This is a genomic window from Bacillus salipaludis (assembly GCF_030938565.1).
GTDB lineage: Bacteria > Bacillota > Bacilli > Bacillales > Cytobacillaceae > Neobacillus > Neobacillus salipaludis_A.
Genome location: NZ_JAVGVR010000001.1, coordinates 2,005,270 through 2,022,860 on the forward strand (window position 1 = coordinate 2,005,270; position 17,591 = coordinate 2,022,860).

General features: G+C 39.3%; 15 protein-coding genes. 9 read left to right on the top strand and 6 right to left on the bottom strand.

Features of this window, described 5'->3' with window-relative positions:
- Window positions 1-152 precede the first annotated feature (152 nt).
- A complete protein-coding gene (gene odhB, locus RCG21_RS09920) occupies window positions 153-1,403 on the bottom strand; it encodes a 2-oxoglutarate dehydrogenase complex dihydrolipoyllysine-residue succinyltransferase (RefSeq protein WP_308913112.1) in 1,251 nt (416 codons plus the stop codon).
- Between the two features lie 80 nt (window positions 1,404-1,483).
- Window positions 1,484-4,375 carry a 2-oxoglutarate dehydrogenase E1 component gene (locus tag RCG21_RS09925; RefSeq protein WP_133332677.1) on the bottom strand — a complete coding sequence of 964 codons (2,892 nt, stop codon included), beginning with the start codon at window positions 4,373-4,375 and terminating at the stop codon, window positions 1,484-1,486.
- Between the two features lie 162 nt (window positions 4,376-4,537).
- Here RCG21_RS09925 and RCG21_RS09930 point away from each other — a divergent pair, with 162 nt between their 5' ends.
- From RCG21_RS09930 to RCG21_RS09960, 7 genes are all read left to right on the top strand, one after another.
- Window positions 4,538-5,437 carry a LysR family transcriptional regulator gene (locus tag RCG21_RS09930; RefSeq protein ID WP_133332676.1) on the top strand — a complete coding sequence of 300 codons (900 nt, stop codon included), beginning with the start codon at window positions 4,538-4,540 and terminating at the stop codon, window positions 5,435-5,437.
- A 391-nt stretch (window positions 5,438-5,828) separates the two neighbouring features.
- The gene (locus tag RCG21_RS09935; protein WP_235824696.1) at window positions 5,829-5,960 is read left to right on the top strand and encodes a hypothetical protein; all 132 of its coding nucleotides are present in this window, start codon (window positions 5,829-5,831) and stop codon (window positions 5,958-5,960) included.
- Window positions 5,961-6,589: 629 nt separating this feature from the next.
- Window positions 6,590-7,051: a hypothetical protein gene (locus RCG21_RS09940; protein WP_133332675.1), complete on the top strand. Its 462-nt coding sequence runs from the start codon at window positions 6,590-6,592 to the stop codon at window positions 7,049-7,051.
- A gap of 246 nt (window positions 7,052-7,297) precedes the next feature.
- Entirely contained in the window at window positions 7,298-8,188 is an 891-nt protein-coding gene (locus RCG21_RS09945; RefSeq protein WP_235824686.1) for a ubiquinol oxidase subunit II, read from the top strand.
- Window positions 8,189-8,209: 21 nt separating this feature from the next.
- On the top strand, window positions 8,210-10,213 hold the full coding sequence (locus tag RCG21_RS09950; protein ID WP_133332673.1) for a cbb3-type cytochrome c oxidase subunit I: 2,004 nt from the start codon (window positions 8,210-8,212) through the stop codon (window positions 10,211-10,213).
- Between the two features lie 4 nt (window positions 10,214-10,217).
- On the top strand, window positions 10,218-10,829 hold the full coding sequence (cyoC, locus tag RCG21_RS09955; RefSeq protein ID WP_133332672.1) for a cytochrome o ubiquinol oxidase subunit III: 612 nt from the start codon (window positions 10,218-10,220) through the stop codon (window positions 10,827-10,829).
- 36 nt (window positions 10,830-10,865) lie between these two features.
- Window positions 10,866-11,144 carry a cytochrome o ubiquinol oxidase subunit IV gene (locus tag RCG21_RS09960; RefSeq protein ID WP_133332777.1) on the top strand — a complete coding sequence of 93 codons (279 nt, stop codon included), beginning with the start codon at window positions 10,866-10,868 and terminating at the stop codon, window positions 11,142-11,144.
- 488 nt (window positions 11,145-11,632) lie between these two features.
- Here RCG21_RS09960 and RCG21_RS09965 read toward each other — a convergent pair whose 3' ends face one another.
- The 3 genes from RCG21_RS09965 to RCG21_RS09975 all read right to left on the bottom strand — a co-directional run bounded on the left by RCG21_RS09965 (window position 11,633) and on the right by RCG21_RS09975 (window position 13,281).
- On the bottom strand, window positions 11,633-11,878 hold the full coding sequence (locus tag RCG21_RS09965) for a hypothetical protein (RefSeq protein WP_026574613.1): 246 nt from the start codon (window positions 11,876-11,878) through the stop codon (window positions 11,633-11,635).
- Window positions 11,879-11,904: 26 nt separating this feature from the next.
- A complete protein-coding gene (locus tag RCG21_RS09970; RefSeq protein ID WP_133332671.1) occupies window positions 11,905-12,345 on the bottom strand; it encodes a hypothetical protein in 441 nt (146 codons plus the stop codon).
- Window positions 12,346-12,696: 351 nt separating this feature from the next.
- Window positions 12,697-13,281: a TetR/AcrR family transcriptional regulator gene (locus RCG21_RS09975; RefSeq protein ID WP_308913113.1), complete on the bottom strand. Its 585-nt coding sequence runs from the start codon at window positions 13,279-13,281 to the stop codon at window positions 12,697-12,699.
- A 276-nt stretch (window positions 13,282-13,557) separates the two neighbouring features.
- On the opposite strand from RCG21_RS09975, the gene RCG21_RS09980 reads away from it, so the two are divergent.
- Window positions 13,558-15,012 carry a DHA2 family efflux MFS transporter permease subunit gene (locus RCG21_RS09980; RefSeq protein ID WP_308913114.1) on the top strand — a complete coding sequence of 485 codons (1,455 nt, stop codon included), beginning with the start codon at window positions 13,558-13,560 and terminating at the stop codon, window positions 15,010-15,012.
- A gap of 248 nt (window positions 15,013-15,260) precedes the next feature.
- Here the strand turns inward: RCG21_RS09980 and RCG21_RS09985 are convergent, their stop codons facing one another.
- Window positions 15,261-16,136 (bottom strand): AraC family transcriptional regulator, encoded by an 876-nt coding sequence (locus RCG21_RS09985; RefSeq protein ID WP_235824695.1) that lies wholly within the window; start codon window positions 16,134-16,136, stop codon window positions 15,261-15,263.
- Between the two features lie 202 nt (window positions 16,137-16,338).
- Between RCG21_RS09985 and RCG21_RS09990 the strand changes: the two genes are divergently transcribed.
- Window positions 16,339-17,589, top strand: coding sequence for a Zn-dependent hydrolase (locus RCG21_RS09990; RefSeq protein ID WP_308913115.1), 1,251 nt, complete (start codon window positions 16,339-16,341; stop codon window positions 17,587-17,589).
- Window positions 17,590-17,591: the final 2 nt, after the last annotated feature.

Below are 17,591 nucleotides of genomic sequence, written 5' to 3' on the forward strand. Positions count from 1 at the left end.
ACTATTGGCGTTTTATTTTTTTATCATTAAAGAGTTATTACCATCACTATTAAATCGTTAATAGGGATAAGAGTGCATTTCTTTGAGGAATTTTTTAGCTCCCCAGGAGGAGAATCCCTACTGAGAAGCTTCTAAAAATCCTTGATTAAAGTTCAGCTTTCTAATAATAAGGATTCTGGATCTTCCAACAACTCTTTTACCATAGCCAGGAAGCCTACAGCTTCTTTCCCATCCACAATTCGATGATCGTAAGATAGGGCAACATACATCATTGGACGGTTTTCAATTCGTTCACTATCAATTGCTACTGGCCTTGTTTGGATCTTATGCATGCCGAGAATTCCTACTTGTGGGCTATTCAAAATCGGTGTGGACATTAAAGAGCCAAAAACCCCACCGTTAGTAATCGTAAATGTTCCACCTTGTAAATCATTTAAAGTAAGGGCGTTTTCACGAGCTTTTGTACCAAGATTACCAATTTCTTGTTCGATTTCGGCAAAATTTTTCTGGCTCGCATTGCGTACAACTGGAACGACCAAACCTTCTGGCGCTGCAACTGCAATTCCGATATCGTAAAACTTCTTGATAATTAATTCATCGCCTTGAATTTCGGCATTTAAAAGTGGGAATTGCTTTAAAGCTGAGACCACGGCTTTTGTAAAGAACGACATAAATCCAAGGCGAACACCATGTTTATTGAAAAAGGCATCTTTCCGCTTATTGCGTAAATCCATAATAGCGGACATGTCAACTTCGTTAAATGTTGTCAACATCGCTGCAGTATGTTGGACTTCTACAAGGCGTTTAGCGATGGTTTGACGCCGGCGGGACATTTTTACTCGTTCTACTGGTTTATCAAACTCTTCATCAATTTTTTGTACAGTGGGTTTTGGACTTGCTTTTTCCAATTTTGGCTCTTCCTTTACCTTAGGTGTATGCGAATAGGCTTTTACATCATCTGGCCTAATTCTTCCTAGCGGGTCATTACTGCTTACTTGGTTTAAATCGATTCCAAGTTCTCTTGCCAATTTTCTTGCAGCCGGTGAAGCAATCGGCCTTGTGGCTTTCGGTAGATCTTTCTCTGGCTGGGCGTTTTGTTGATTTAAAGTTTCTTCTACCGGTTTTTCAGGAGCAGCTGTTAGAACTGGTGGAATGGCTCCCTCCGCTATATTCTCTTCGATAATAGCAATTACATCGCCTACTTCTACCGTATCGCCAGGTTCCTTTAATACTTTTGTAACTATACCGGAGTTTTCAGCGTTTAATTCTATATTAACTTTGTCTGTTTCCAGCTCTACTAAACTGTCTCCTTTGTTGACTTTATCACCAAGATTAATAAGCCATTGTGAAATAGTTCCTTCTGAAATGGATTCTGCCAACTCTGGTACTTTAATTTCAATCATGTTTCATATCCTCCTATGTTTTAGGTTAAGTCTCTTATTAAATTAGTATTTTAACTTTGGTATCTAGCTGATAATGATTGTTAGCTTCTAATTAACTCTTTTTCTTGTTTCTTTGTATCTACTAGACTCTGATAGTTCAAAGCTTGTTGGATAATGAGATCTTGTTCCTTCCTATGAACGATTGAATCACCGACTGCAGTACTTGAACGTTCCGGCCGTCCAATGTAACCGAATTTCAGTCTGCCGGAAGTAAGGTCAAAAAGGGTAGGGGCAATATAATGCCAAGCTCCCATATTCTTTGGTTCTTCCTGTACCCAAATGATTTCCTGCAAGTTCGGATAACGCTTTATGATTTCTTCTACTTTTTCCTTCGGAAATGGATACAATTGTTCGATGCGAACGATGTGTAACTCGTCCAAGTTTCGATTTTCTTTACGTGAGTCAATTTCTACAGCTAGATCGATAGCCATCTTTCCTGTAGTTAACACTAATCGCTTTACTTTTTCTGTCCTTTTTCCGAGTTGAGACTGTTCCACAACCGTTTGGAAACTGCCTTTGCTTAAATCAGTACCAGGAGAAGCGACCAGCGGGTGACGAAGCAGACTTTTTGGAGTCATAATGACTAATGGTCGAACAAACTCTGTTCCTAAGATGGATGCCTGACGGCGCAAAATATGAAAGTATTGGCTAGCACTTGTCAAGTTTGCTACCGTCCAGTTGTTTTCTGCTGCTAACTGTAAAAAGCGTTCAAGACGGGCACTAGAGTGCTCGGGCCCTTGGCCTTCATAACCGTGAGGCAACAAAAGGATAAGCCCTGATTTTTGCCCCCATTTTGCTCTTGCTGATGAAACAAATTGATCAAAGAGAGGCTGTGCTGTGTTAGCAAAGTCACCGTATTGTGCTTCCCATATTACAAGTGTTTCAGGGGCGAATACGTTATAGCCATATTCAAAACCTACGACAGCCGCTTCTGACAGCGGGCTATTATGAACTGCAAACGAAGCTCGTGCTTGTGTCAGATGTTGCAAGGGTGAATAAGTTCTGTTTGTTTCAATGTCATGCAAAACAATGTGACGATGAGCGTACGTTCCACGTTCAGAATCTTGTCCCGTTAGACGGATGGGTGTGCCTTCCGTTAACATTGTCGCGAATGCCAGCGCTTCTGCAACCGCCCAATCTACTTTCCCGTTTTCATTAAGTGCTGTTTCACGGCGCTCCAGTATCCGCTTCAATTTTGGATAAACTTGAAAACCTTCCGGCCATTTCAGCAATTCCGTATTTAATTCACGAAGGGTATCAAGCAACACACCTGTCTCTAATAGTGGAATTCCTTTAGCGATAACTCCCGGAACCTCTACATCAGCAGATGGCTCATCTTGCTTCCTCTTTGACGCTTTGTCATACTCGGCTTGAAGCATTTCTTGCACGGTGTGATTGATTTCTTCGACCTCTTTTTGATCGAGAATGCCTTTAATTCGCAACTGTTCGGAATACAATGCTCTTACCGTTGGATGGCTCGCGATTTTTTTGTACACCTGCGGCTGGGTGACCGCTGGATCGTCCATTTCATTGTGGCCAAAACGTCGGTATCCGACTAAATCAATCAAAAAATCCTTTTGGAATCGAGCACGGTATTTATATGCAAGACGAACAGCTGCCAGACAAGCTTCCGGATCATCAGCATTTACATGCACAATCGGGATTTCAAAGCCTTTTGCCAAGTCACTCGCGTATCTCGTAAAACGAGAATCATGACTATCTGTCGTAAATCCGACCATGTTGTTCGCAATGATATGAATGGTTCCTCCGGTTCGATATCCTTTTAATCCACCTAAATTCAGGGTTTCTGCTACAATGCCCTGGCCCGGAAAGGCAGCATCACCATGTACTAGTATCGCGAGCGCTTTCTTAACATCCCGCTTAGGATATCCTGCTTTTTGTCGTTCTTCTTGTGCTGCTCTTGTAAACCCTTCTACAACCGGGTCGACAAATTCAAGATGACTTGGATTATTTGCTAAGGTGATACGTGTGCGAACATTACCGGAACCCTCCACAAATCGATTACGGCCTAAATGGTATTTCACATCTCCTGTCCAACCCTCACTAATGTCGACTAAATCTTCCGACGGTCCCTGTTGTTTGGCAGACGAGTGCTGGAACTCTGAGAAAATCTTGTTGTATGGTTTGTTTAACACATGAGTCAGGACACTTAAGCGACCGCGATGCGCCATTCCAATCAAGACATTGCGGGCTTCATCGCCTACACCTTCGTACACCACTTCATTCAACATAGGTACAAGCATGTCTACACCTTCAATAGAAAACCTCTTTTGACCGACAAAGGTTTTATGTAAAAATTGTTCAAATCCTTCGACCTCTGTCAAACTTTTTAACAGGTTTGTTTGTTCTTTTTTAGATAAGGAGCGATGCAAGGGACCTGTTTCTACTATCTGAGTTAACCATGCTTTTTCGTCCATATGATCAACATGGTTAAATTCGTAGGCTAGTGAAGATGTATAAATATTTTTTAGTTGGGTTATAGCATCCCATGCGGTTTGAACGCCTTCAGGTGCCTCTTCCCAAACAAGCTTAGCAGGAATCTCTTTCAAATCATGGTCACTTAGCCCATATTTTTCTGGATTAAATAAATTATGATTTTGTTCATTCACCTCTAATGGGTTGATGTTTGCTACTAGATGTCCATGTGAACGAATGTCTTCTAGTAGTTTTACAACTTTCATAACTTTCTCTATACTCGCTGATTTACTAGGAACAACAGATTCATGTTCGACGTTCTCTTTCATTTGACTTGTTTCAAGAGACGGTGATCCATATTTAATAAACAGCTCTTTTAATTCTGAATCAACGGTATCTAACCCGTTAATATATAGTTCATATTGTCCTATCACATAGCCAAGGTTTGGACCATTAAATTTCTTCCATGGATTTGGCTGAATTTTCTGTTCTCCCATTAAAAATACCCCCATGATTGAGTTTTTTATGATTTATGAGATTTAAAGAAGTAATTAACAATTGATTAAGGATTAGGATAATGCAATAATGAATTTAAATAAAATTTCAAAAAATTATATTAGTTTATAAAAAATATTTATATCAGATTATTAGGTGGGACAATGGATTACCGTGATTGGGAAATACTGAAGGAACTTTATAATCAAAAAAATCTTACAAAAACAGCTCGATTATTATTTATTACTCAACCAGCTTTAACTAGTCGGTTAAAGCATATGGAGGAAGAACTTGGTGTTAAAATCGTAACCCGTGAAAGGCGTGGAGTGCATTTTACCCCACAAGGAGAATATCTTGTCCAAAGTGCTGAGGAGGCCCTTGCTCATTATCAAAAAATAAAAGAAAATGCTCAAAATATGAGTAATAGCGAAAGTAATAAAGTGGTAGGTACGTTGAGATTGGGGGTATCCAATTTTTTCGCGAATTATGAACTTCCTCATATTTTGAAACTATTTAAAAGGCAATATCCCCATGTGGAGTTCAAGGTGATTACGGGATGGAGCAGAGACGTAACCCAACTTATACACAGTAAGGATGTTCATATCAGTTTTGTTCGGGGAGACTATGGATGGAGGGGATTATCGAAACATCAATTATTTGAAGAAACCATTTGCGTTGCTTCAAAGGATGAGTTTGAAATTATGGATCTTCCCCGTCTCCCTAGAATTGAATATAGAGGGGATTACTTATTAAAATCAGTAATTGATCATTGGTGGGCTGAAAATTATGCGCAAGCGCCTTTTATCAGTATAGAAGTCGACCAAGTTGATACGTGTAGGGAAATGGTTATAAATGGTTTAGGATATGGTATCCTTTCCAGCAGGGTACTTAGCGGGATAGAAGACTTATCCAAAGTCCAATTAACGGATCAAGAAGGAAAGCCTATATTGCGAAGAACGTGGATGTATTATCATAAGGAATCCTTAGAATGGAATGTCGTTAAGGCATTCGTACATTTTATAGAAAATCATGATTGGACATGTTCTAGTGCAAAGATAAAATAAAAGTCAAAATTAAGGACTCTTATGGTTATTTACCTAATAAAAGTCCTATTCAAGCATTGGAAATAACCCGTAAAAGGTTTGGAGATGGATTCTATTTCTGGGGTAAGTGCTCTTACGTCAGCCCTAATTATAGGATCTAGGTATGAACATTTGAAGAAAAAACACAGTCCGCATAATGTTGTTTTATTCTAATCGGTGCTGCAGCACTATGGCTTGGGTGGTATGCAGGCAGTGTTTTATGTGAGAATGACGTAACAAGCTCTTGCTTTTGCGAATACTCAGGTGACATCAGCTGCTGGCGGCTTATGTTGGCTTTTAATAGAATGGAACGTTCCGTAAACGGCGAACATTAGTCGGAGCAGCTACAGGTTTAATCGCTGGTTTCGTAGGTATTAATCCTGCTGAGGAGGTTGTAACCGTTCCTTCAGCCATCATGATTGGTTTGCAATCAGCACCAGTAAGTTATTATGGCATGAATTTTATAAAAGGAAAATTCAAACTTTGGAAATATCCAATGATATAAAATGCAACGTAGAAGGTATAACTGAAAAAAGTATCAGTACAGCAATTAAATATTTTCCTTAAAACAAGCACTTTTTTTTGATGCTTGTTTTTTCTTTCATTGGGGTACCACCACATGCCCATCTAGCTAAACATTAATGAATGTGTAGAATGGAGCCGTTTCTGCAAAGAAAAGTCTCTGCTTCTAAAGAAAAGCATGCAAAATAAGCATGGAATAGGCAATTTTTTCAAAATTAGGTTTCCTTCTTTTGGCACGTGGTATATTGATAGACAACAATAAATTTATCAAATTACAAAATATTTGGTTTAAATTGAGCTATCAGTAAAATTTAGCAACTTAATCGAATATAAATTCGAGCTTGTGAAAATTTGTTCTTAAAGTAATTGGAGGTTAGTTGCTTCAGATGCCGTAGAGGATGAAGGATGCATTTTTAAAAAAACTATTGATTTGTCCCAAATGAAAAATGTGAGTGAATGAGCTAACCAACTGCTTGTACAATTGGGGAATGAAAAGGATTTTTTCCGCATATGGATTATCAATAAAGATCGACATAAAAAGGGGGACTTACATTTCGTTTTTTAGTTCGTGCTGCAGAAAATGGTTTAATTAAGAATTCGAGGGGGAATGGTGTGAAACCATTTGATGAAAACGTATATAAATTTCTAATGCCCTTATTTTTTTCAGGGGTTGTCTTCTTTTTGAGTTTCTACTTCTGTATATTAGGCGTTTCCCTTTATCTTTATTCCCTTCCTATCTATGCATTTTTACTGCTTATCTCTTTATTTCTGTTTTATCAAACCGATAAAAATTTACATGAATTCATGAAAAATGGAATCACAACCTTTACTCACTATACCTTTTATCATCGCTGCATTGGTATTTATTTAATGTTATCGATTGTATTATTTGGGGTATCCATTGCCTATATTCCTTTTTATTACAATGGAGGATTTGTCTTTGTTTGGTACTGTGCCCCTATGTCGATTCTTTGCTTCATTAGTTTTATACAATCTCAAAAACGAATAAAACGTTTAAAAAAGACCCTTGAACATAATGATCATCCAGAAGACATGGATCAACTTAAGTTATAACTTTCACTATTTGAAGTGTCATAAAAGAAAAAGCCCTATCTGACAATAATCGGATAGGGCTTTTTCTTATGGAAATGGTGTTGATTCCTTTTATCCATTCGAATGATGTGGGGAAGGGTGGACATTTTGTCACTATTTTAACCCGAAACCATGTTTTGGAATTATGCAATCAGAGTTGGGTACTCTATTAACTATTCACAAAGTGTTTAAGTTAAATACCACAACAAAATCGAAGGGGAAATGAAAGTGAGAACATGGAGTCAATATTCGATCTTGGGTTTGTTGGGCACATTGCTTCTGGCTGGTTGTGACAAAAGTAAATTCATTGTTCTTGACCCAAAAGGACCCGTCGGCCAAACAGAGTTAGACTTGATTGTAATCTCTGTCATTTTATGTGCAATTGTAATTATTCCAGTCATGGTAATCTTTGTTTACATCATTATTCGTTATAAAGATAGGCCTGGAAACACTGCACCTTATCAACCTGAATGGGCTGACAGTAAAGTCTTGGAAATCGTATGGTGGGGAATTCCTGTTGTGATTGTGGCTATTCTTGGGATTTACACAGCTAAAACAGCCATTAAAGTATCGAAACCCCCTGTTACAGATGTGAAACCGATTGTTGTCCAAGTCACATCATTGGATTGGAAATGGCTGTTCACCTACCCTGATAAAAAGGTTGCGACTGTCAATTATGCGGTCATTCCTGCTGGGGTTCCGGTTCAATTTGTTTTAACCTCCGATGCGCCAATGAATTCATTCTGGGTACCGCAGCTTGGAGGACAAGAATATACGATGCCTGGCATGTCAATGGGATTGTGGCTTCAGGCAAACAAAATAGGGGAATATTTCGGAACCGGGGCCAATTTTACCGGAACAGGATTTGCTCATATGCAGTTTAGGGTCAAAGCTGTAAGTCAAGCGGATTTTAATACATGGGCAGCCGGTTTGAAAAAAAATTCTCCTGTTCTTACAAACGCTGGGTATCAGGAATTGTCCCAACCAGGCAATGTGAAAGAATTAAGTTATTCTTCCTATCCGAACAAATTATACGAAAACATCGTGAACAAAAATGGCGGAACCCTTCATCATCATATTCACAATTACGGTGAAGACACGATCATGCCAAAGAAATAGTAAACAGGAGGAAAGATTTCCATGAATACATCGCATTTTTTTGTGACCGGCGATCCGATGATTTACGGTGCGGATGTCTCCATCATTTTGGCTATCGTAGCGATTATCTTCTCGCTTACCTATTTTAAAAAATGGGGCTGGCTTTGGAGGGAATGGATCACAACGGTTGACCATAAAAAAATCGGGATTATGTATCTTTTATCTGCGCTGCTAATGCTCTTCCGCGGCGGCGTGGATGCCATTTTAATGCGGATTCAGCTGGCTGTGCCGGATAGTAAATTTTTAGCCTCTGACCACTATAATGAAATATTCACAACACATGGGACAATCATGATTTTATTTATGGCCATGCCATTTATGTTTGCTTTATTTAATATCGTCGTTCCATTGCAAATTGGTGCCCGCGACGTCGCTTATCCCTTTTTAAATGCTGTCAGCTTTTGGCTGTTCTTTATTGGCGCCATGCTCTTTAATATCTCGTTTGTGATTGGCGGTTCAGCAAGTTCAGGCTGGTTATCGTATCCGCCTTTATCGGAAACCATGTTTAGTCCGGGTCCCGGGCAAAACTTCTGGATATGGGGAATTCAAATTTCCGGTATCGGAAGTCTGGCCACAGGAATTAACTTTGTCGTCACCATTTTAAAAATGCGGGCTCCCACAATGCGGCTAAGGGATATGCCTTTATTTACATGGTCCGTGTTAGCTTCCTCAATTGCCGTTTTAGGTGTATTCCCGATTCTTACTGTCACATTAGCCATGTTAACGATTGACCGTTTACTTGGCGGGCATTTCTTTACGATGACGGCCGGCGGTAACCCGATGATGTATGTCAACTTGATTTGGATGTGGGGTCATCCTGAGGTGTATATCGTTGTCCTGCCTGCTTTCGGGGTATACTCCGAAATTGTTGCCACATTCTCTAAAAAACGTACCTTTGGCTACAGTTCCATGGTTTATTCCATGATTGCAATCGCTATTGTTTCTTACTATACATGGGTTCATCACTTCTTTACGATGGGAGCCGGAGTAGACGTGAACATCGTCTTTGCTATATGTACGATGATTATCGCGATTCCAACGGGGGTAAAAATATTCAACTGGCTATTTACTATGTACCGCGGCCGAGTCCAATTTTCTCAGCCGATGCTTTGGATGTTTGCGTTTGTACCCTGTTTTCTTGTCGGCGGTGCGACGGGGGTCATGCTGGCGGCAGCACCTGCAGACTATCAATATCACAATAGTTACTTTTTGATTGCCCACTTCCACCAAGTGTTAATCGGTGGGGTTGTGTTCGGTTACCTGGCAGGCATGTACTATTGGTTCCCAAAAATATTTGGATTTGAATTAAATGAAACGCTAGGAAAATGGGGTTTCTGGTTGTGGCAAATAGGTTTCTATGTATGCTTCATGCCGCAATATGCTCTTGGCTTTATGGGGATGACGCGCAGGATTTATACGTATAACCAATCTGCCGGTTGGGATATGGGCTGGGCTCCCCTCAACTTCATCTCTTCGATTGGCGCATTCCTGATGGGGATTGCCTTCGTCATTCAAGTTTGGCAAATTCTATACAGCGTTAAATATGGTAAACGTGATGTAACCGGAGATGCCTGGGACGGTCGGACATTGGAATGGTCGATTCCGTCACCGGCTCCTGCTTATAACTTTGCCATCATCCCTGAAGTAAGGGGAGTAGATGCCTGGTGGTACAAAAAAGAAGAAATGCGGCAGGAAGGATACAAAGAAGAAAAACCGAAATATGAACCCATTCATATGCCGAAAAATTCCGGTATTCCTTTTATCATGTCGTGCTTCTTCTTTATTGCCGGATTTGGCTTTACGTTCGAATGGATGTGGATGGGAATCATCGGATTAATCGGTGTCGCAGCAACTTTATATGCCCGTTCATTCCAATATGATACGGATTATTACATTCCAGTGGAAGAGATTGAACAAACGGAAAAAGCGTTAAGGAGTCACAACCATTCCGTCGATGTTCCAACTGGAGAAACTTTTGGGAGGTAGTTATATGTCACAGAGCGTGACTGCTCATATGTCAGGCCATGGTACCGACCATGGCCATGCAGACCAGGAGGAATTAAAGGTTTTAGGATTTTGGATTTTTCTTGTAACCGACTGTCTCTTATTCGCTACATTTTTCGCTGCTTACGCTGTTTTACATTCCCATACAAATGGCGGTTTTACAGCAAAGGATTTTGATATTCCCGGCTTTATTGCTGAAACTTTCATCTTGTTAGTCAGTTCCTTTACTAGCGGTATTGCGGTCTTAGCCATGCATAAAGGTAAGAAAAAGGCTTTAATTGGCTGGCTGATTGTAACCGCAGTCTTAGGGGCAACGTTCGTAGCCCTTGAGATCAATGAATTTGTAAGTATGGTCGCAGGAGGAGCTAGCCTTACCAAAAGTGCGTTCCTTACATCCTTCTTCTCTCTTGTAGGAACCCATGGAGTGCACGTCTCGTTTGGGATTCTATGGATGATTGGGCTGCTGATTCAGATTGCAAAAAGAGGGATTACACCTGTTACGACGCGGAAAATTTCAATCATTAGTTTATATTGGCATTTTTTGGATGCTGTTTGGATTTTCATCTTTACCGTTGTTTATTTAATGGGGGTGATGTAATTGTCCGCTCATGAACACGCTGAACATACCGGATCAATGAAAGCGTACGTTATCGGTTTTCTTTTATCAATTATTTTGACGATCATCCCACTTTTTCTCGTATTAAACCATTTGATGGGGAAAACAGCGCTTATGGTCAGTATTTTGATTGCAGCTGTTTTACAATTTGTCATCCAGCTTTTCTTCTTCATGCATATTCGTGATGGTGAAGCACCAAGATACAATGCAGCCGCACTCGTTTTAGGGATAATTTTCGTTTTGACCATTGTAATTGGATCTATGTGGGTGATGTCATTTAATTATGTTGTTCAATAATGACAGGAAAGAGCTTTAGCGCGTGGTGAAGGAAAGGAATACGCTGTGCGATGCAGAAATGGGATACAAAGCATGGAAGATAGGAGTGAAAAGATGGATAGTTACGGGCTTTATATCATTTGTGGTTTGTTTGCTCTGACACTTATTTTCATTACCGTTATGTTTACGAAATCTATGAAAGAATAACCTGCATGAAAAAAATGACTATCTTACGGGATAGTCATTTTTTGTGGTTTATGAAAGTTTTCGACTTCGAGAACTGGCTAGCGCAAGAAGCCAAGCCCCTTGTGCTTTTATAGGAATGTGTATTATTCATTCATCAACCGATAAAACATAAAGGAGGAGATGCCTAATGCTGCAGCAAATAATCCGACATAGGTAACGGTATAATAATAATACGGATCCATTTTTACCACCTTTCTACTCTGCGATAGTTAAAGAAACCAGCTTCCAATGGCTGTTATCGGTAAGTAAAGGAGAGGTGTCCTTCAGGTATTATTTTTAGGTTTGTAAGAACGATCTCTGCTTTGGGTCGAGCCAAAAATGGCACCCATAATAAAAGTGAATCCCGCACCAACAAAAAAGCCAAGTGCGATGTTAAAGTGGAAATTTTCATCCATTGTCCATGGAACTCCATCGACTGTCCATGGGTGTCCAGTGAGAAATTCATAAAGCAAAAACAGAATTCCGATGGCTACTTCTACGATTGTCAATTTAAGGGTTAATCTTCGCATATAATTGCCTCCATTACAAATTAAGATTATTGTGTTGAAATGACGGAAACACCCAAAATGGGAGCAATTGTTTTGAGGTTTTTCCGATTTTCCTTAATGAGATTTGGAATTTTGGATTGATTCTTGTTGGAAATGGCCTCCGTTAGCTCATCAAATTTTCTGTCCACATTGTCTGCATAGGTTTTGCCTTTTTTCACTGTTAATGGAGGCAAAATAGCGTCGTGAAATTCATCGTAAAGGTTTCGTGAAAGAGTTGTGGCGTTATCATAATCTCCTTTTGCGACATACTTCTCAATGGCAGAAAATCCATAAAGCAAGTCTGAAAAGGGCGCAGTTAAGGAGCGTTGGGAATAACTGATTTTTTGTGTTTGTATCTCGTTCATACTTCTGTTTGGTGAATCTCCACAACCTGCAAGACCTATTGCTGTTAGTGTTCCCATCGTCACCATAAATATTTCTTTTCTCATTCTCTAACCCCTTTTTTAAAAGTCCTGTTTAATAATATTCCCATCAAATAATTTTTTTAATATACCGAAGGAGAGTTGCACAAAATTTATGGAGAGAGACGGTCAGAGAAAAGGGGGTTGGATCAAACCAAGCCGAGTTTTCTTTGCGGAACAAGAAGATGTGCTTGAATTACTGTTTTTGTGGATATGATTGTTTTTTAACGGGGAATATATACGAAGAAAGGCGTATTGTCTAGCTTAGATCAGAGCTAAAACTAAAGCGGTTTTAAGAATGAAATAAAAAAAGCATGGCTATGTTTACGAAAAGACATAGCCATGCTTTTAAATAAATATAAGGCATTTACCTATAGTTTACTCCTTACCCAGTCGAAAAAGTCTAGACAACTGCTTAGCCAGAAATTGCGGTGTATAAGGCATATCGTTACGCAGCCAAGCTACAATCGTACCTATTAAAGCTGATGAACCGTACCAGATAGCAATATCCCTTGGAATGTTATTACTAGTCTCCAATTTGTTGTTAGCCGTTTTCTCAGTTATTGCTTTCGTGAGAATAGTTAACAAGCGCTCTGTAAAGATGGGGGATCGTCTGGAATTAAGAACTACCTTGTAAAATTTGTCATTCTCTGCAATATACTCAAGCAGGGTTTCTAGCTTGACAAAATCGATGTTTTTATCAGAATTTTGGTCATATGTTGTACTCCCCATTATCGATTCAATATCCTCAGCCATTTCCTGTGCCATTTTCTCCAGCATGTCCGGAATATCTTTATAATGAAGGTAAAACGTCACACGGTTAATGGTTGCGCGTTCAGCAATCCGATTAACCGTTATTTTATTGATATCGACCTCTTGTAGTAAATCTATTAATGCTTCCTTAATTAATTGACGTGTGCGAAGGATACGAGGATCTATTCGTGGATTTTCTTGGTCTGCCATCTCTAATCACCTTTCCTACTGAATGGAAATTTACAATAATTTAAGTTCTGTCTATTATTTATGACTTACACAACAAAAATGAAATAAATGATAACTAAATTACACATCGTAAGAAATTGTCTGTTGTCAGATCAACCATCTCATTATAAAGTAATTTATACAATGTTAATTATTAAACACATTGTAAAAAAAGTCTATGATGATTTCAGAAGGGATAGGGGAATATTGAATAGTCATCCAAAAATCGTCACAAATTCGTTAAAAAAAGGACCTATAATGTTTATTATGATATTAGGGGCTTTCCTTGCAACCTTAAACCAAACACTCATGAGCGTGGCTACTCCAGAGTTAATGGTTGAATTCAAAATAACAGCAGCAACTGCCCAGTGGTTAACTACGGGTTACATGCTCATAAATGGTGTCTTGATTCCCATAACGGCCTACTTAATGCAGCGGTTTTCCACACGTCAACTCTTTCAAGCTTCCATGTTCGTATTTTTAGCAGGAACCATTGTTTCAGCATTAGCAACTGGCTTTCCTTTACTATTGACCGGACGCATGATACAGGCGGCTGGAGCAGGAATCATTATGCCGTTGCTTACGAACGTCATTCTTACCATTTTTCCTCCTGAAAAAAGAGGAGCAGCCATGGGCATGGTCGGGCTTGCCATCATATTTGCACCAGCCATCGGACCGACTATTGCTGGCTATATTATTGAACACTACAAATGGGAAACCATGTTTTACGGGATGATTCCATTTGCTGTCATCGTTATTGGTCTCGGATTTATTTATCTCCGAAATTTATCTGAGCCAATCAAAACAAAACTTGATATCCTAAGTGTCGTACTCTCCACCATTGGTTTTGGTGCCTTGATATATGGTTTCAGCCGAGCTGGGAGCCTTGGATGGTCAGACATTGAGGTACTTAGTACAATAGCTGTTGGTATCATAGCCCTTGGACTCTTTTCATGGAAACAGTTGAAATCGCAGAATCCACTGCTTGACTTACGTGCGTTCAAGTACAATATGTTTTCCTTAACAACGATTATTAATATTGCGGTTACTATGGTTATGTATGCAGATATGATGCTACTTCCACTTTACCTACAGAACGTCCGCGGTTATACAGCAATTGAGTCCGGTCTGCTTCTACTTCCAGGAGCGCTAATCATGGGATTCCTTATGCCGGTTACAGGTAAGCTGTTCGATCGCTTTGGTGCAAAATGGCTAACTGTTATAGGAATGATTATTACCATTGCCACGACAATGGGCTTTACCAACTTGACGGACACGACAAGTTATCTGTATTTGGTTCTTATGTCAACGGGGCGCCGAATTGGAATGGCCTTGATGATGATGCCTTTACAGACCGCTGGTTTGAACCAACTGCCCCAGCAATTAAATGCTCATGGAACGGCTATAAGTAATACCGTTCGACAAGTGGCAGGAGCTGTCGGGACTTCGCTTCTCGTTACTGTTATGTCTGACCGGACAAAAACACATCTGCAGGATATGATTCCTTCAGCAGCATCTAAAGGCTTGAATCAAGCACAGGTTATTAAAGAAGCCACCATACAGGGCATTAATGATGCATACCTTGTTATTATTGGGATTGGCGTCATCGGATTACTTCTATCCTTATTTATTAAAAAGGTAAAACAAGCATCCGATTTAGAATTTAAAGCGAGTTTGGAAAAGGCTGCAACAAAAACGTTAAGTACAAACTAATGTTAATTTTGTTTGCGTGAGTTACATTGGTTGTAGAGAAAGTAAAAGACAGTTTCAAATCCTAACATCTTGTGGATTTGAAACTGTCTTTTTGATTACCTTGTTCTCGGTGTTCCATCAATACCTGAAAATCTCCCGGTCATACATATTGATTCAATTCCACGAGTCTTCTTTAAAGATTCAAAGGTTTTCCCTATTTTGGATCCGTAGTATTCATGAACATTTTGTTAGTCGAATCTAGCTCGTTATTATGCATTTTCTTTTTTGTAGGCTAATGGAGTCATGTTCATGGAATCTTTGAATTTATCAATAAAATAGCTTGTACTATTAAAACCAACTTGATAAGCAACTTCAGTAATATTAGAATCACCTTGCTGCAGTAGATATAAGCTCTTTTGAATACGATAATCTATAACATAATTTAATGGTGTACATTTTAAAAACCTCCTGAAATAACGACAGCATTCAGAACGGCTCAGCTGACCAGCCCTGGCAATATCCTCTAATAAAATTTTTTCTGCATAATGCTCATGGATCCAACTTAACATTTGCTTCATTCTTTGACTCTTTACTATTTCAGTCTGAACATATTCCAGCTTAAAACCATTATCGATTAAGTTTTTCCAAATTAATGATAGTTTCATCGTTATATCGATTTCATAGTATTGTTGCTTTTGTTCAATACAGTGATAAATTTCTAAAATGGCATCTAAAATGCTTTTCCCCCAAAGCTCATTTGCATTTACATATAAGTAGGGTAAATTGGTCGCTTGAACATAAGGTTTTACATATGTGGTATAGAGTTCTTGTGATAATACAAAATAAGGAGAAACATTTAAGCAAATATAGATACAATCCGACAGCTCTTTATCCTGTGCCATGTGCAGGCATCCACTATTAATAAAAAGTCCATCTCCTTCTCGAACCACTTTACAATCTTCATTTACTTGAAAAACCGCTTCCCCTTTTACGATCAACACAAATTGAATTTCGTCATGCCAATGAAGTGGAATATAGCCATGTATATTTTGATTAATGGTGGTTTTATAACATGCAATTGGCATAACGACTGTATGGTGTTTGGTTAGTTCTTTTAAACTTCCATCAATCATGAAGTTTTTCATTTGCATAGCCAACACCTCAATATATTTATATTTTTCTATTCAATATTAGTATTAATGGTACAAATACTCAATTATTATAACATTATAATTACATTTTAATAATGTGACTCACCAATGATCAGCCTATTTACTTTATGTTTAAACAAATTTATTAATTTGTTTGTTTCCAAGCTATTTTACATGTTGAAAAGGGGAAATGAGCATGACAGTTATTAATTTAAACCTATCAATCAACTCTGAACGCTTACTTAACCGTATTCAAGAACTTGGCCTAACTGGTCTAGACAATGACAACAAAAGGACGAGATTAGCTGCTTCTGATGCAGACAAAGCGGGACGTGATCTATTAGTCACTTGGATGAAAGAAGTGGGATTGGAAGTTGAAATCGACAGAATCGGTAATATCTTTGGTATTTGGTATGGTACTGAAAATAGAATTGAAGCACCGATTATGCTAGGTTCGCATATCGACACAGTCATAAATGCGGGTATGTACGACGGTTGCTATGGTGTACTTTCTGGGCTTGAAGTAATAATGACCTTGAAAGAGAAAGGTTTTATTCCAACTCGTCCCATTGCAGTCGCAGCATTTACCAATGAGGAGGGGGTTCGCTATCAGCCCGACATGATGGGATCCCTTGTGTATGCTGGCGGGCTTTCAGTTGATGATGTACTTGCAACGGTAGGTACGGATGGCACAATATTGGGCGAGGAGCTAGAACGTATTGGATATGCAGGTACGAAGGAGCCAGGCTTTTTAAAGCCACACGCTTATATTGAGCTTCATATTGAACAAGGTCCAATTCTTGATAAAATGGGTCTTCCAATTGGTGCTGTTGAGAATCTTCAAGGCATTTCTTGGCAGCGCATTACGATTGAAGGTGTTGCAAATCACGCTGGTACTACACCAACCGATATGCGACGTGATGCAGGACTTGCGGCGGCACGGGTGATAACCTATTTACGCGATCGAGCGAATGCTTCTAATGGGCAAACTGTTGCAACAGTAGGAACTATTGAATTTAAGCCAAATGCTGTTAATGTCATTCCATCTTTGGCAACATTCACTGTTGATTTGCGTAATCCAAACAAACAGAGATTGCAAGAGGAAGAGCAAGCACTTGCAAACTACCTTGAAGAATTGGCAACAACCGAAGAAGTAACCATAACATCGGAACCACTAGTACGTTTCCCTCCTGTCACTTTTGACCAAACAATTGTAAAACTGGTAGAGAAAGCTGCAGGAGAGCGCGGCCTTCAATCAAGACGAATGACATCTGGTGCGGGACATGATGCTCAAATGATGGCTCGCGTTTGCCCGACAGCCATGATTTTCGTCCCAAGTATTGACGGTATTAGTCATAATCCTAAGGAGTATACAAAAGATTCCGACTTGATAGCTGGAGCGAATGTATTGCTTGATGTCGTTTGCAAACTTGCAGGCAATCAGTAAAA

What these genes read in the sequence shown, in the direction of transcription:
- RCG21_RS09930 (WP_133332676.1), top strand. Translation starts at nt 4,538, where the DNA reads ATGGATTACCGTGATTGGGAAATACTGAAGGAACTTTATAATCAAAAA.
- RCG21_RS09990 (WP_308913115.1), top strand. Translation starts at nt 16,339, where the DNA reads ATGACAGTTATTAATTTAAACCTATCAATCAACTCTGAACGCTTACTT.
- RCG21_RS09965 (WP_026574613.1), bottom strand. Translation starts at nt 11,878, where the DNA reads ATGCGAAGATTAACCCTTAAATTGACAATCGTAGAAGTAGCCATCGGA.
- RCG21_RS09975 (WP_308913113.1), bottom strand. Translation starts at nt 13,281, where the DNA reads ATGGCAGACCAAGAAAATCCACGAATAGATCCTCGTATCCTTCGCACA.
- RCG21_RS09970 (WP_133332671.1), bottom strand. Translation starts at nt 12,345, where the DNA reads ATGAGAAAAGAAATATTTATGGTGACGATGGGAACACTAACAGCAATA.
- RCG21_RS09960 (WP_133332777.1), top strand. Translation starts at nt 10,866, where the DNA reads ATGAAAGCGTACGTTATCGGTTTTCTTTTATCAATTATTTTGACGATC.
- RCG21_RS09985 (WP_235824695.1), bottom strand. Translation starts at nt 16,136, where the DNA reads ATGAAAAACTTCATGATTGATGGAAGTTTAAAAGAACTAACCAAACAC.
- odhB (WP_308913112.1), bottom strand. Translation starts at nt 1,403, where the DNA reads ATGATTGAAATTAAAGTACCAGAGTTGGCAGAATCCATTTCAGAAGGA.
- RCG21_RS09950 (WP_133332673.1), top strand. Translation starts at nt 8,210, where the DNA reads ATGAATACATCGCATTTTTTTGTGACCGGCGATCCGATGATTTACGGT.
- RCG21_RS09925 (WP_133332677.1), bottom strand. Translation starts at nt 4,375, where the DNA reads ATGGGAGAACAGAAAATTCAGCCAAATCCATGGAAGAAATTTAATGGT.
- cyoC (WP_133332672.1), top strand. Translation starts at nt 10,218, where the DNA reads ATGTCACAGAGCGTGACTGCTCATATGTCAGGCCATGGTACCGACCAT.
- RCG21_RS09980 (WP_308913114.1), top strand. Translation starts at nt 13,558, where the DNA reads ATGTTTATTATGATATTAGGGGCTTTCCTTGCAACCTTAAACCAAACA.